This is a genomic window from Paralysiella testudinis, from assembly GCF_016894345.1.
Taxonomy (GTDB): domain Bacteria; phylum Pseudomonadota; class Gammaproteobacteria; order Burkholderiales; family Neisseriaceae; genus Paralysiella; species Paralysiella testudinis.
Genome location: NZ_CP069798.1, coordinates 1,804,644 through 1,818,085, shown reverse-complemented (window position 1 = coordinate 1,818,085; position 13,442 = coordinate 1,804,644). Strand labels below are relative to the sequence as shown.

The following is a 13,442-nucleotide window of genomic DNA, read 5'->3' as shown; positions in this document are numbered from 1 at the left end:
TGTCAACAGGCGCTAATCCAGGTTCACTTCAATATTATCAATCAGCCGAGTTTTGCCCAGCCGCGCCGCCGCCACAATCACCACTTGTTTGTCGCCCGCATGTGCCACCGCCAACGTATCGGCATGGCGCACTTCGATATAGTCTACCTGCCAGCCTTGCTGCTGCATATTGGCCACTGCCACGGCTTCAAGGTTGGCGTAGTCTTGCCGCCCGCCGCGGATTTGCGCCGCCATTTGGCTGAGCATGGCATACATTTGCGGTGCTTGCGCCCGCTCTGCCGGCGTTAGATAGGCGTTGCGGCTGGACAAAGCCAAGCCGTCTTCGGCGCGGCCGGTGTCCACCGGCACAATGTCGATATTGAAATTCAAATCGGCCACCAAGCCGCGAATCACCGCCAGCTGCTGATAGTCTTTTTTGCCAAAACAGGCCACATCGGGCGCCACAATATTAAACAGCTTGGTCACCACCGTGGCCACACCGCGGAAATGGCCGGGGCGGAAGCGGCCGCACAGCTCGTTTTGCAAATGCGGCGGCTCCACATTGTAGTCTTGCGATACGTGCGGATAAAGCTCGCGCTCGTCTGGTGCAAACACCACCGCCACGCCCTCGCCTTTCAGTTTGTCGGCATCTTCCTGCAAGGTACGCGGGTAGCGGTCGAAATCTTCGCCTTGGCCAAATTGCAGGCGGTTGACAAAAATACTCACCACCACCGCATCGGCATGTTGGCGCGCCGCGCGCACCAACGCCAAATGCCCTTGGTGCAGATTGCCCATGGTGGGCACAAAAGCCACTTTGCCGGCGTGTTTACGCCATTGCCGCAGCTCGGCAACGGTATGAATGATTTGCATAATAAATACGACCCGATTCAAATTGATTGGATTGCTTAAACCACAAACGCGCAATTATAACACTGCCGCCGCCTAAGCACAGCGCCCGTACCCCGCAGCTGCACTATCAAAGCCAACACGAAGCCAATAATTTTTAATGGATTGATTTTATATCACAAACCTCCAGCCAGCTCATTTCAGGCAGCCTGAACCATTTACACCACACCCGCCGCTATGCAGTCCTATATCTTGGTTTTGCAGTGCAGCAATTTATGTTAAAATTTTATTTTTGTGCGCACATCTTTTCGAAACAGACAATAGGCTGCCTGAAAACATGTTCGCAAATGGTTTTTTTAGGAGAACAACGCAATGAACATGAAAAAATGGTTGGCCGCTGCCGTGGCCTGTTCCGGTTTGATGCTGGCCGCCTGCGGCGGCCAAGGTAGTGCCACTGCCGATGCAGGCAAAGACGCTTCTGCCGCCGCCAACAGCCCCGCCGCAGGCAAAACCTACACCGTGGGGATGAATGCCGAATTTGCGCCGTTTGAATCGCAAGGCGCGGGCGGTGAAATCGAAGGTTTTGATGTAGACATCCTCAACGCCATGGCCAAAGCCGGCGGCTTCCAAGTAAGCTTCAAAAACCAGCCTTGGGACGGCCTGTTTGCCAGCCTCAACCATGGCGACTTCGACATGCTGGCTTCTGCCGTCACCATCACCGATGAGCGCCGCCAAAGCATGGATTTTTCCGCCCCCTACTTTGAAATCACCCAAGTGGTGTTGGTGCCCAAAGGCAAAGACATCAAATCGGTGGATGACCTTAAAAACATGAACCGCGTGGGCGTGGTTACCGGCAACACCGGCGACTTGGCCGCACAGAAAATCTTGGGTGCCACCAGCCCCAAAATCGCGCGTTTTGAAAGCCTGCCGCTGGTATTAAAAGAAGTGGAAGGCGGCGGCGTAGATGCGGTAATTAGCGACAGCGCCGTGGTGGGCAACTACATCAAAAACAACGGTGACAAAGGCTTTAGCATGATTACCGTGCCCGACTTTGAAGTGGAGCATTACGGCATTGCCGTGCGCAAAGGCGACACCGCCACGCTGAACCTAGTGAATGAATCACTGCAAAAAATACGCGACAGCGGCGAATACATGGAAATCCACAAAAAATACTTTGCGCAGTAAGCCTATGCTGCCTGAAAAAACCGGCCTACGGGCTGGTTTTTTTATTGGGCGCAGCAAACAGATTCGCACACCCCATACACAATAAGATAAGATGGCCTCTTTTTACCTTACCGCCACACCGTCATGAACCACCGCATCACCGTTTTGCCCAGCAATGAACACTTTACCGCTGCCAGCAACGAAAACCTGCTCGCCGCCGCCAAACGCCAAGGGCTGCCCTTGCCCCATGCCTGCCAAAGCGGCAGCTGCGGCTCTTGCAAAGCGCGGCTGCTCAGCGGACAGGTGGCGCCCTTGGGCAGCGAAGATTTACCCGGTTTAAACGCCGCCGATAAGGCATTGGGTGATATTTTGCTGTGTTGCAGCGTGGCGCAAAGCGATGTGTGCGTGTCCATGCCCCACTACGCCGGTGCCGACGCCGCACCTGCGCAAATTCTGCCGGCACGAATTCAGCAAATCACCATCGAAGGGGGTAATGCCGTGGTGCAGCTGGCCTTACCACGCCAAAAACCGTTTGTTTTCCAGCCCGGCCAGTACGTCGACATCCTGCTGCCGCAAGCACAACGGCGCAGCTACTCGATTGCCAACGGCCCCGGCGACACCGGCTTGCTTGAGCTGCATGTGCGCCAACACGAAAACGGCATTTTTTCCGCCCCTTTATTCAACGGCAGCATGGGTGAAAAAAGCATTGTGCGCCTGCAAGGCCCCTTGGGCAGCTTCGGCCTCAACCCAAGTGCCAAACCCATCATTATGCTGGCCACCGGCACCGGTTTCGCCCCGATTAAAAGCCTGTTGTTGCAGCTATTGGCCGAGCGCAGCACACGCCCGCTGCATCTGTTTTGGGGTGTGCGCGAACAGCACGACTTTTACCAACTGGCCGCAGCAAAAGCGCTGTTGGCACAGCTGCCACATGCCCGTTTGAGTTTACTGCTGTCGCGCCCCGCTGCCGATTGGCCCGGCGCTTACGGCCATGTGCAAGATGGCGCGGCGGCGACCTATCCCGATTTAAGCGGCCATGAAGTGTATGCCTGCGGCAATCCGGCCATGGTGGCCGCAGCACGCTATTTATTCACCCACAAACACGGGCTGCCTGAAAACGCTTTTTTTGCCGACAGCTTCAGCCCGGCCGGGCATTGACTGCCCCAAACAACCTTATCGAAATCTTATTTGCAGCATCAACACAATACCCATGTTTTCAAAACCCTCCGCCTTATTACAACGCCTATCCGCCAAACAGCAATATGCCCTATTGGTAACGGCTTTTTTCTTTTTAAGCGCATTGGCCATTTACGCCTTGCGCTACCCGCTCAATCCCAACCGCATTATCGAAACGTTTTTGCTCTGGCTGGTGCTGCACCGGCTCTCACCGCGCCTATTGCAAGCCTTGCTCTACATCAGTGCGCTGGTGGTGTTGCTCTACCACCCCACCGCCGCGCTTTACGGCCGCCCGAGCTTTGGGATTATCGCCTCCTTAATCAGTACCAGCGCCAGCGAAGCGGGCGAATACCTGCAAACCATTCCTTGGCGCGTCTATATCACCGCCGTGGTGTTCAGCCTGTTGTTGGTGGCATTGGCGCGGCTGGCCGGGCGCATTGCCGCACCAAAATTTGGCTGGCGCTGGCTCTTGCCATTATGCACAGTGATTGCCGCCATGGCCTTTTCCACCGCACGCGAATCCTATGAACAAAACGGCTTTCCCTTGCGTGTGGTGCCGCTGGAATTTATGGCCGACAGCTACCTGATGCCCAAAGCCTATTTTGCCGAGCTGAACAAGCTGCAACACGATTTGCAATTGCCGCACGATTGGCAAGTCACTGCCACCCAGCAGCCCTACCGCAACTATGTACTGCTGATTGGCGAAAGCGTGCGTGCGGATTATATGTCGCTGTACGGCTTTAAAATCGACAACACCCCGTTTTTGCGCCGCCGCGCCAATCTGGTGATGGAAAACCAGCTATCACCCGGCCCCAACACCCCGATTTCCCTACTCTACGGGCTTAACCTCAACCACAACGGCGGTTTCCAAATCCAAAACAATCTGGTTAGTTTGGCTAAAGCCGCCGGCATGCACACCGTATGGCTATCCAATCAAGGCGCTTTGGGCAAATACGACACCTCCATTTCCGCCATTGCCCATAAAGCCGATGAAGTGCATTTTCTGAAAACCACCGGCTACGATTTCGGCCACAAAACCTACGACAGCGAATTGCTGCCGCTGCTGCAACAAACCTTACAGCAGCCATTACCCCCGCAACAAAACCGCCTGATTGTGCTGCACCTGCTCGGCTCCCATCCCAACCCCTGCGACCGCCTAACGCAGCCGCCGCTACACTACAGCAGCAATGCCAACACCAACTGCTATATCGACAGCATTCGCGCCACCGACACCCTGCTGGCCGATATCGACACCCTGCTGGTAAAAACCGGGCAGCCCTACAGCATGCTGTATTTCAGCGACCACGGCCTGTCGCACGATAAAAACACCTACGACAAAAACACCTTGTCAATCGAAGCCAGCGTACTGCGCCACAACGACCGCTACCGGCAGAACTATCACATTCCGCTGGCCATCATCAATAGCGACCAACAAAACCAACAACGCAATCCGGCACAGCGCAGCGGCGAACATCTGTTATCAGGCTTGGCGCAATGGCTGGGCATCCGCAGCCCGCAATTTGCCGCCGAATATGATTTTTTTGCCCCCAAGGCCGACACCGATATCCGCGTATTGGACTTCGGCGCCCGTTGGCGTCGTGCCGATGAACTGGCGGACGACCCGCCACCTTTGGCGGATATTCACCATCCTTAGAGCCGTTTACGATCTTGTTTGTAACAAAATTTTAGTGCCAAAACAGGTGCAGGCACGGCACAACAAAATATTGTAAACAAGCTCTTAAGCTGCCTGAACAGATTTTGACACCCTTTTTTGCTACACTGCACCCAATCAACCCATACCATTAATACCATGAAAACAAGCACCTTATTGTTCATCGCCCTACTGCCCACCTTGGCCGTGGCCGAAACCACCCTCTACGGCGAAATCAACAGCAGCTTTAATGTAAGCCGCAGCCAAAACAACGCTTTGGATAAGCACAGCCGCAGCGGCGTTGTCGACAACGGCAGCTACATCGGCCTGCGCGGCAGCCATCCTTTGGGCAGCAGCGGCAACCAACTGATTTGGCAAACCGAACAAAATGCCCCCACCGGCTATAACGGCTCCACCCGCGACTATATGCGCCAACGCAAAGAAAACAGCGTGTTTACACGCTAACTTTCTGCGATTCACAAAAAAGGCTGCCTGAAATCTTTAGCTTCTACAAAACTAAAGATTTCAGGCAGCCTTTAAGTATGACCCTATCCGTTTTATTTTAACGGCTGCATATCCATCACTTCCATCAGGAAGTTGGTAAATGCGGGGTTGGCTGGTTTACTTTGCATATTCGGCCAACGCTGTTGCCAGCCGCGCAGGGCGTTTTGGATAAACAGCTTAGATTGTTCGGTATTGATGGCACCGCGCTGGCTGTCTACCGCAGAGCGAAGGTAAATCTGGTACATATCATCGTCTACCGCATTGCGTCCCACCAAATTGATGCGGAAACGATCCAGATACTGCGCCGCTTGTGCTTTGGTGATTTGGCCCTGCGATACCTGATAACTCAAGCGCGTGGCCTCATCGCGGATTTTCGACACGTCCGACCAGTGGCTGGCAGCCAAGCGATAACCTGCCGGTGGTGTTTGCACAGACGTAGTCGGCTTCACCGGTACTTCAACGATTTTGGGCACATAAACAGAGCTACAGCCGCTTAATGCGGCCACAAGAACAAGTACAGAGATTTGTGTTTTCATGATTGTGGTATCACGCTATTGGACTTAAGAAGCGGAACAAACAAGGCCGTATTACAACGGCCTGTTTGCATTATTTCGCGCTATTTTACCGCACTTTATACCAAAGCGCATATTTTTAAGACGCCAAATCCTCAAACAACGGCGTAGACAAATAGCGCTCGCCGTAAGACGGAATCACCACCACAATCAGCTTGCCCGCGTTTTCCGGCTTTTTGGCCAGCTCCAGCGCACTCCACACCGCCGCGCCGGAAGAAATTCCCACCAGCACACCTTCTTGCGCGGCCATGGCACGGGCAGTATCGAAAGCGGCTTGGTTGGGCACTTGAATCACGCCGTCGTACACATCGGTATTCAGAATTTTGGGCACAAAACCGGCGCCGATACCTTGAATCGGATGCGGCCCTTTGACACCGCCCGACAACACCGGCGAGGCTTCCGGCTCCACCGCATACACTTTTACAGTGGGCTTTTTGGCTTTCAGCACTTCGCCCACACCGGTGATGGTGCCGCCAGTGCCTACGCCGCCGACAAAAATATCCACCGTGCCGTCGGTATCGCGCCAAATTTCTTCGGCGGTGGTTTGCCGATGTACTTCGGGATTGGCGGCGTTTTCAAACTGTTGCGGCATAAAATACTGCTCGGGATTAGCATCCACCAGCGCTTGCGCACGGGCAATGGCGCCGCCCATGCCTTCGGCACCGGGGGTTAAAATCAGCTCGGCGCCATAGGCACGCAACAACATGCGCCGCTCTTTGCTCATGGTTTCCGGCATGGTAATCACCAATTTATAACCACGCGCCGCGCACACCATGGCCAAGCCGATGCCGGTGTTGCCGCTGGTGGGCTCCACAATCACTGTGTCCGCCTTGATTTTGCCGGCTTTTTCCGCCGCGTCTATCATCGCCACCGCAATGCGGTCTTTTACACTGCTGCCGGGATTAAAAAACTCCAGTTTAGCCACCACCCGCCCCGGCAAACCTTTGGCTAGGGTTTTCAATTCCACCAAAGGGGTGTTGCCAATTAAATCGGTAATGCTGCCTGCAATATTCATGATGTTGTCCTTAATTCTAGTAAGCCCAAAATACCATGCGGCCATAATAAGCCTAGTGCCATTAAAAGCCAAAGAACTTATGGCTACTTGTTTACAACCTGCGGCTATAAGCTGCGCCAATTTGGCCTAGGGCTGATTTAAATCAAGCCTATTTGCATTTTTTACTGTTGATTCCTTACCGTTATTATTATACTTTCGCTTTTCTTTGCATTATTTGGGCGCATAAATGCCGCCAAGCGCAACTTTTGGCAGCACCAATCCTACAAGCCCCTAAGTTTATTTTTTGAATATAAAGGAGAATTTGTCTTGAACGACAATACCCAACAACTCACCACGCTAATGCCCAAAGGCAACCTGAAAGGCGTGGCCATCACGCTGGTGGCAGCGCTGGCGGCCTATATCTTGTATGCAGTGCTGCCGTTTGAAGCCAATGCCAATAAAGGGCTGGCCATTTTGCTGTTTGTGGCCATTTTGTGGTTTACCGAAGCAGTGCACATCACCGTAACCGCCATTATGGTGCCGATTTTGGCCGCCGTGAGCGGCATTCCGGAAATGGACACCAAAGCCGCCTTAAGCAGCTTTGCCGACCCGATTATCTTTATTTTCTTCGGCGGCTTTGCCTTGGCCACCGCACTGCACATCCAAAAGCTCGACCGTAAAATCGCCCTATGGCTGATTTCCTTGTCCGGCGGCAATATGATGCTGGCCGTGCTGCTGATTTTTGCGGTTACCGCCTTTTTGTCGATGTGGATCAGCAACACCGCCACCGCCGCCATGATGCTGCCGCTGGCTCTAGGCATGATGGATCACCTCGATCGCCAAAAAGACCGTAAAACCTTTGTGTTTGTGCTGTGTTAAGACCCATAATCTTCTGGAATGGATTTTCACGAAACAATTCAGGCTCTAGATTATAGCAATCTTCCAAAGCCTGCCAAGGCGTTTTGTACTTCAACGACCGTAAGGGGCGTTGATGGTTGTAATACAGCAAAAATACCATCAAGTGCCGTTTAAGTTCGTCAGGATGCTCATAGTGGAAGCGTTTGACCGTTACCTCTTTCAGCATCTTGTTGGTAATCTCCACCTGCCCGTTCGTCCATGGATGACGGAATTTCGTGGTACGGTGCTCAATGCCCAAATGCCGGCAAAGCTCGTCAAACGGATGCTCCTTATCAGGCCGTTGTGCTTGGCTCAGCAAGTTGTAGGTAAACTGCGCACCGTTGTCCGTTAGGATATGGGTGATTTTAAACACACAATCTTGTTGTAGGTTGCGCAGAAAAGAAACGGCGGTTTTCTGCGTCATACGCGGATGAAGTTCTGCATAAACATATTTGGTTTTGCGGTCGATGGCGACAAACAGGTACAGCTTGCCGGTTTCACAACGCACCTCGGTGATGTCGATATGGACAAAGCCAACCGGATATTGTTTGAATGTTTTTTACCTTTTTGGCCATCGGATTCATTCTTGGGTAAGCGCGACAATCCGTGATGTTGCAAGCACCGGTGCAGATTGGAGCGGCTCAGCTTTGGAATATTGGGCTTGAAGATGATATACAGCTCGTCCAATGACAGCCGCAGATGTCGCCGGACGGTACAGATTGCCTGCTGCTCCGATTCGGTCAACACGCTGGGGCGGGTTTTGGGGCCGGACTTTTTATCTTCGACCGAATCTGCGTGTTTCCAGTAGAGAACGGTTTTGAAATTAATATTGTATTTTTAGCTAACGCTGCGATGCTCTCTTCAGACTCTTGTATTTCTTTTCTGATTCTAGGCGTAGTCTTGGCGTTACCATGCAATATGCTTGCCATAAGTCGGTCTCTTTTAATTGGGGTAATGATACTCCATAAAATTCAGGGACTAAACACTTACATTACCCACATAACTACCATCACTATTTTTAACAATATGATCAATTGAGCTATGATCTTGCTGGTCATCCTCAGGTGGCGGTGATGGGGTAGCAGTACTGGTACCACCCTCTGTTGAAACAGTTCCTTTATCTTTATTACCTTTATCTTTCAACGTATCTGCAAATATTGCATCTCTTTCGCGCTGCGTCTCAGCCATTTGTTCAGCCAAGATATCTTTAAAGGCATCTGTAGCGCTGGCACATGACTTATCTACCGCACAATAAATTGCTGCAATAGCAGGAACACCGACAACCCTGAGTGCAGCCGCCTGATTATTATTCTCCACCGCATTCTGCGCCACCCGGCTGCCTGAAACCGCATCCGTCGCAGTACTGCTTCCCGTTACCGCACCCACAGCCGCTCCGCCCAACCCGGTTATGCTGCTGGTGGTGGCTTTTTGCTCCGCACTCAGTTTGTCCGGATTGTCCGTACCATACAGCCACTTCGCCACTTTGGGCGCCGCCGCTTCCGCTGTGCCCGCTGCAAGGTCGGCGCTTAGGGCATCATTGCCGCCGGCTGTGGCGGTGGCTGCCGCCAGTATGCCGTGTGCCAGTATATGGGCCGTTTGTTGCTCGCTGTTCAGTTTAAAGCTTAGCTTATTTTGGATTCAAAAGACCATATCGAATAAATTCATTTGGAAATAAAGGAAAAAATATTTCATTTTCATTAAAAATGAAAATTTTTGACGATAATGCAGATACATCATAAAAATTTTCTAATGCTAATTTTAAATTAGTTTGAAAAATTGGGATATCTGAGTCATCAGCGACTACATAGACTTTATAAGTATAATCTTTAAAACTATTTAATACATTTTCAATATTCAAGTAATCTGTACACATTAATTTGTTACAGTTAATTGTTCCATATGACGTTAAAAACTCATTAAGTAAGTTTAAAATAAATTTAGATTGCTCTTTATCATCTATGATATTTATATCAGCAGATAATGCATCTTTGCATTCTTGAAATAATGACATAATTCTACCTATTCAATTGCTTAAAAATAGTTTGAAAGTCTTTATTTTAGAAAAAGAAAAATAATCCTGTTTCTTTTTCTAATGCAAGACAAATTAATTTATATATACTTTGATAGATGTGATGAAATTCATCATGCTTTCTTAAATAATCCCCTACTATATTTTTCATGATAAGCAATTTTCTATAATCAATAATTTCTGTATCTTCAAAATCATCAATGTATATATTTAAAGCTTGGTTGATGTGTTGGAAAAACCGATTGCAAATAAAGTATCAATTTCAATATCAGTTAACGTTAATTGATATACATCTTCACTGGTATAACAATTAAAATTTAATTTCTCTAATCCATCTTTAGAAAGAGGTACTATCATCATTTTCATGGAATTATTCCTTTATTCTAAAATGGGTAACTTCGTTGTACTTGGATGGAGTTCTACCTTGTTGCTTACCATTAGGGGAGATCTTATTATTTGGTACATTCCCATTTAAGTCTAAATATTTCCGTGAACCTGATAGCTTTGTATCTTCAATCCGAAAATAATTACCATTTAAATCTTGAACTACTCTGATGCCATTGTTGCCATGATAAATTTTCTTTCCCGAGGAGGTATATGAAATTTTAGGATTATTTCCTACAAATCTTCTTAAAGTAGTTGATAAATTAGCTTCATTCCAATTCTTCTGATATGTTTGTGCCCTTATCGCACCTTGGGCTATTTTTTGAGGAACTGAAACCATTTCTCCATCAACATTCAAATTACTAATAGGTGCAGTATTAGAAGTTATGTTTTCTGTATTTTTAGTGGGTTCTGATATTGTTTTATTTTTTACCGAATTAGGTAATTTAATAAAGCGCGGGCTAGGGTCTGTTCACAATTACTTGTCATAAAGGTAACCACATCACAATGCACCCCAATAAAACCGTACTGTGGAAGTTGCGTTTGAGCTTATCGTAACGGCTGGCAATCGCTCGGAAATGTTTCAAACGGCAAAAGGCATTCTCTACCAAATGCCTGATTTTATATAAATACCAGTCCATGTCTTTATTTTTCTCTTCCCTATTGCTTTTATAGGGAATATTGGCTTTCGCACCGCTTTGCTCTATTTGCTCCCTGAGCCGGTCTGAATCGTAACCTTTGTCCGCATTAACCAACTCAGTTTCGGCAAGGTTGATGTTGTCAAGCAGCTCCGGTGCAACGGTGACATCATGGATATTGCCCGCAGTAACGATAACCTCAATCGGATTGCCTGCAGCATCTACAGCCAGATGAATCTTGCTGGTTCTGCCGCCTCGGCTCATACCGATTGCGCGATCCTCTTGCGCACTGAGCGCTGAGGCTGCGGCGCAGTGTTGGTGAGCACGGATATAACTGCCGTCTATGGCTACCCACTCCAAGTCACTCTCTTGGCTGAGCTGTTTCAAGATTGCAGTAAAAATACCTTTTTCTGACCAACGGTTATAAGCGGTATAAACAGTATGATACTTGCCGAAATACTCGGGCAAATCCCGCCACGGTATGCCGGTTCTTATTCTGTAAAGTATGCCTTCAAGAATTCTGCGCAAATTGGGTTTGCTATAAATACCCAAATCACGCAGAATAGGTAACAGCTTCGTCCAATGTTCATCTTTGAGTAGTGTACGGGGCATCGCAGGTGTATTGGGGGGGGGGTGAGAACTTCCTTTTATGCCTGCGTTTCTTTTTTATTCAAGGGTATGACAAGTAATTGTGAACAGACCCTAATACCTGAAATTAAAGAATATCCCTGTTCCTCCATCCATTCTGAAAGTGGTTTTGCACTACCGGTATTTAACCAATATTTAGCAGCAGCCTCGACACTTATTGAGCGTAAATGTAGATCAGCTTCTGTATAGCCTACAACTGGATCCCAGACGGGCTTAATATCTATTTTATTTTGTTCATATTCTTGCTTTAGTCTAGCTACATCATATTCATTTTGCTTGCGAATAGCATGACATTCAGCAGAACGAGCTGCATCGGAGCAAACGTAAATAGAATATGCAAGTTTTTCGTCTGATTTATTTTGGTACTTTGTTTTAATATCTTCTCTACATTGTTTTGGATTTTGTGCAGTAGCGCATTGTTTTAGTTCTCGGTCATAAGCTTTAGATTGATAATAGTTAAGCTGATTATTCTCCACTGCATTCTGCGCCCCTTGGCTGCCTGAAACCACATCCGCCATTCCGCCACCGGCAACACCTACCGCCGCACCAAACAGTGCAGACAGTGAGCTGATGGTGGTTTTTTCTTCCGGGCTTAGGTCTTTAGTGTCTTTGCCGTACAGGGTTTTGGCCAAAGTGGGGGTCAGTAATTCCGCACCACCGGAGGCCAGACCGGCGGTGAGGGCATTGTTGCCTGCGGCAACCCACGTAGATAAAGCATTCTGGCGGAATATTTTACCGCCAGATAATCATATATATCCAAGAAAAATTTATTGATTAGATATTCCATCTATTTTTTCATAAAATATGTAACCTTTATCTTTCATGCAACTATCAAAATTAGATATTCTTATATCTCCTCTAATTTCATCGTTATATTTTTTTCTTAATGGAGTAAAAATATTTCCACCCTTGGTTGGAATATTTTCACTATAGTCATCCCCCAAACACTCTTGAATATCTAAAATTTTTTTCTCATGGGGAATATCTTTTTTTATGTAAGAGTCAACGTTAGACTTCGTTTTCAAACCACCGCAGCTCACCACCGGCATTGGTGTCCAACATCCATTACAAGCTGATAAAAAACAAACCAGCCCGAATGCAGAAATTTTAAAAAAAAATTGTTTCATTTATTTCCCTCCAATTTTTAAAATAATCTGTAATGTATCTGGGGATATTAAATCTGATAATGCAAATGGTGCGGAGGTGGGGATAGCTACAGCTGCAGTTATGGAAGAGCTAATTCTGTCGTAATTACCTTCCTTATCTCTACCCCTGCTAGTATTACCCTGTTTATCATACAGATTCCATATTTGACCTCCTTGGTAATCATGCGATCCAGCAAAAGATTCTACAAGCATATCCTTCCAACTGCCCGGTATGTATGCACCAAACATCTCACCTTTAACCGCTTGGAAACCTCCGGTTAATCCATACATTCGTCCAGCATCTGGATTTTTCGATGGATCAATGGCATCATTTAATGTTTTTAATTTATCATTATCACCTTTGTATAGATAAGAACCATCTTCTTTTCGGGTACATCTTTCATCATTTAATCCACAAATCGCATCTAAATCAATTCTCACGCCACCTAGTTTTACACCATCAAAATAACCACTATCATAAGAAACATTATTCAAGGTGGTTTTTCCATCTGTAATTTTTGGAAATTTTCTTGAATTAGCCAAGCTCTCCTCCCGCATTTTCGTTGCGGCCAACTGTAATGTGCCTTGCGTGATAGCCGCATCCGGTGTGCCCGCTACAATCCCAACCAAGGTTTCTAAAAACCGCTTTTGATATTGCAATTTATAAATTTCATTATAAATTTTGGTTTTCTCTTCCTCAGATGTAGCTTGCTTGATTTGTTCACGTAATTCCGCCTGTTTTGGCAGTGTGTATTGATTTATGGCAGAAAAAGCATTCTGGCGGAACTCTTTAGTTACTTTAACTTGCAAATTTAATT

General features: G+C 48.0%; 16 protein-coding genes and 1 pseudogene. 5 read left to right on the top strand and 12 right to left on the bottom strand.

The window, feature by feature from the left end:
- Window positions 1-12: 12 nt before the first annotated feature.
- The gene (gene panC, locus JQU52_RS09395; protein WP_230338242.1) at window positions 13-849 is read right to left on the bottom strand and encodes a pantoate--beta-alanine ligase; all 837 of its coding nucleotides are present in this window, start codon (window positions 847-849) and stop codon (window positions 13-15) included.
- Window positions 850-1,197: 348 nt separating this feature from the next.
- Between panC and JQU52_RS09390 the strand changes: the two genes are divergently transcribed.
- From JQU52_RS09390 to JQU52_RS09375, 4 genes are all read left to right on the top strand, one after another.
- Window positions 1,198-2,010 carry a basic amino acid ABC transporter substrate-binding protein gene (locus tag JQU52_RS09390; protein WP_230338241.1) on the top strand — a complete coding sequence of 271 codons (813 nt, stop codon included), beginning with the start codon at window positions 1,198-1,200 and terminating at the stop codon, window positions 2,008-2,010.
- Between the two features lie 123 nt (window positions 2,011-2,133).
- Entirely contained in the window at window positions 2,134-3,144 is a 1,011-nt protein-coding gene (locus tag JQU52_RS09385; RefSeq protein ID WP_230338240.1) for a 2Fe-2S iron-sulfur cluster-binding protein, read from the top strand.
- Window positions 3,145-3,196: 52 nt separating this feature from the next.
- Entirely contained in the window at window positions 3,197-4,816 is a 1,620-nt protein-coding gene (locus JQU52_RS09380; RefSeq protein ID WP_230338239.1) for a sulfatase-like hydrolase/transferase, read from the top strand.
- 156 nt (window positions 4,817-4,972) lie between these two features.
- Window positions 4,973-5,278 (top strand): porin family protein, encoded by a 306-nt coding sequence (locus tag JQU52_RS09375; protein ID WP_230338238.1) that lies wholly within the window; start codon window positions 4,973-4,975, stop codon window positions 5,276-5,278.
- A 92-nt stretch (window positions 5,279-5,370) separates the two neighbouring features.
- Here the strand turns inward: JQU52_RS09375 and JQU52_RS09370 are convergent, their stop codons facing one another.
- Complete coding sequence (locus tag JQU52_RS09370) at window positions 5,371-5,853, bottom strand: prokaryotic membrane lipolipid attachment site family protein (protein WP_230338237.1); 483 nt, start codon at window positions 5,851-5,853, stop codon at window positions 5,371-5,373.
- A 115-nt stretch (window positions 5,854-5,968) separates the two neighbouring features.
- Window positions 5,969-6,904, bottom strand: a complete 936-nt coding sequence (gene cysK, locus JQU52_RS09365) for a cysteine synthase A (RefSeq protein ID WP_230338236.1) — start codon at window positions 6,902-6,904, stop codon at window positions 5,969-5,971.
- Window positions 6,905-7,243: 339 nt separating this feature from the next.
- On the opposite strand from cysK, the pseudogene JQU52_RS09360 reads away from it, so the two are divergent.
- Window positions 7,244-7,756, top strand: a pseudogene (locus JQU52_RS09360) (SLC13 family permease); the annotation flags it as partial.
- On the opposite strand, the gene JQU52_RS09355 reads toward JQU52_RS09360, so the two are convergent.
- From JQU52_RS09355 to JQU52_RS09315, 9 genes are all read right to left on the bottom strand, one after another.
- Complete coding sequence (locus JQU52_RS09355; RefSeq protein WP_328301413.1) at window positions 7,656-8,303, bottom strand: DDE-type integrase/transposase/recombinase; 648 nt, start codon at window positions 8,301-8,303, stop codon at window positions 7,656-7,658. The pseudogene JQU52_RS09360 and the gene JQU52_RS09355 overlap by 101 nt on opposite strands.
- Window positions 8,304-8,758: 455 nt before the next feature.
- Window positions 8,759-9,262, bottom strand: coding sequence for a VENN motif pre-toxin domain-containing protein (locus tag JQU52_RS09350; RefSeq protein WP_230338234.1), 504 nt, complete (start codon window positions 9,260-9,262; stop codon window positions 8,759-8,761).
- Between the two features lie 145 nt (window positions 9,263-9,407).
- Window positions 9,408-9,791 carry a CDI toxin immunity protein gene (locus JQU52_RS09345; RefSeq protein ID WP_230338233.1) on the bottom strand — a complete coding sequence of 128 codons (384 nt, stop codon included), beginning with the start codon at window positions 9,789-9,791 and terminating at the stop codon, window positions 9,408-9,410.
- Window positions 9,792-10,019: 228 nt separating this feature from the next.
- Window positions 10,020-10,175 carry a hypothetical protein gene (locus tag JQU52_RS09340; protein WP_230338232.1) on the bottom strand — a complete coding sequence of 52 codons (156 nt, stop codon included), beginning with the start codon at window positions 10,173-10,175 and terminating at the stop codon, window positions 10,020-10,022.
- Between the two features lie 4 nt (window positions 10,176-10,179).
- On the bottom strand, window positions 10,180-10,533 hold the full coding sequence (locus JQU52_RS09335) for a hypothetical protein (RefSeq protein ID WP_230338231.1): 354 nt from the start codon (window positions 10,531-10,533) through the stop codon (window positions 10,180-10,182).
- A gap of 145 nt (window positions 10,534-10,678) precedes the next feature.
- Complete coding sequence (locus JQU52_RS09330; RefSeq protein ID WP_230338230.1) at window positions 10,679-11,443, bottom strand: IS5 family transposase; 765 nt, start codon at window positions 11,441-11,443, stop codon at window positions 10,679-10,681.
- Between the two features lie 35 nt (window positions 11,444-11,478).
- On the bottom strand, window positions 11,479-12,111 hold the full coding sequence (locus JQU52_RS09325) for a VENN motif pre-toxin domain-containing protein (protein WP_230338229.1): 633 nt from the start codon (window positions 12,109-12,111) through the stop codon (window positions 11,479-11,481).
- A 135-nt stretch (window positions 12,112-12,246) separates the two neighbouring features.
- Window positions 12,247-12,606, bottom strand: a complete 360-nt coding sequence (locus JQU52_RS09320) for a hypothetical protein (RefSeq protein ID WP_230338228.1) — start codon at window positions 12,604-12,606, stop codon at window positions 12,247-12,249.
- Complete coding sequence (locus tag JQU52_RS09315) at window positions 12,607-13,434, bottom strand: hypothetical protein (protein WP_230338227.1); 828 nt, start codon at window positions 13,432-13,434, stop codon at window positions 12,607-12,609.
- Window positions 13,435-13,442: the final 8 nt, after the last annotated feature.

Excerpts from the sequence above, each read along its gene's own strand:
- JQU52_RS09375 (WP_230338238.1), top strand. The coding sequence starts at position 4,973 with ATGAAAACAAGCACCTTATTGTTCATCGCCCTACTGCCCACCTTGGCC.
- JQU52_RS09340 (WP_230338232.1), bottom strand. The coding sequence starts at position 10,175 with ATGAAAATGATGATAGTACCTCTTTCTAAAGATGGATTAGAGAAATTA.
- JQU52_RS09330 (WP_230338230.1), bottom strand. The coding sequence starts at position 11,443 with ATGCCCCGTACACTACTCAAAGATGAACATTGGACGAAGCTGTTACCT.
- JQU52_RS09320 (WP_230338228.1), bottom strand. The coding sequence starts at position 12,606 with ATGAAACAATTTTTTTTTAAAATTTCTGCATTCGGGCTGGTTTGTTTT.
- cysK (WP_230338236.1), bottom strand. The coding sequence starts at position 6,904 with ATGAATATTGCAGGCAGCATTACCGATTTAATTGGCAACACCCCTTTG.
- JQU52_RS09345 (WP_230338233.1), bottom strand. The coding sequence starts at position 9,791 with ATGTCATTATTTCAAGAATGCAAAGATGCATTATCTGCTGATATAAAT.
- JQU52_RS09335 (WP_230338231.1), bottom strand. The coding sequence starts at position 10,533 with ATGGTTTCAGTTCCTCAAAAAATAGCCCAAGGTGCGATAAGGGCACAA.
- JQU52_RS09390 (WP_230338241.1), top strand. The coding sequence starts at position 1,198 with ATGAACATGAAAAAATGGTTGGCCGCTGCCGTGGCCTGTTCCGGTTTG.
- panC (WP_230338242.1), bottom strand. The coding sequence starts at position 849 with ATGCAAATCATTCATACCGTTGCCGAGCTGCGGCAATGGCGTAAACAC.
- JQU52_RS09380 (WP_230338239.1), top strand. The coding sequence starts at position 3,197 with ATGTTTTCAAAACCCTCCGCCTTATTACAACGCCTATCCGCCAAACAG.
- JQU52_RS09370 (WP_230338237.1), bottom strand. The coding sequence starts at position 5,853 with ATGAAAACACAAATCTCTGTACTTGTTCTTGTGGCCGCATTAAGCGGC.
- JQU52_RS09385 (WP_230338240.1), top strand. The coding sequence starts at position 2,134 with ATGAACCACCGCATCACCGTTTTGCCCAGCAATGAACACTTTACCGCT.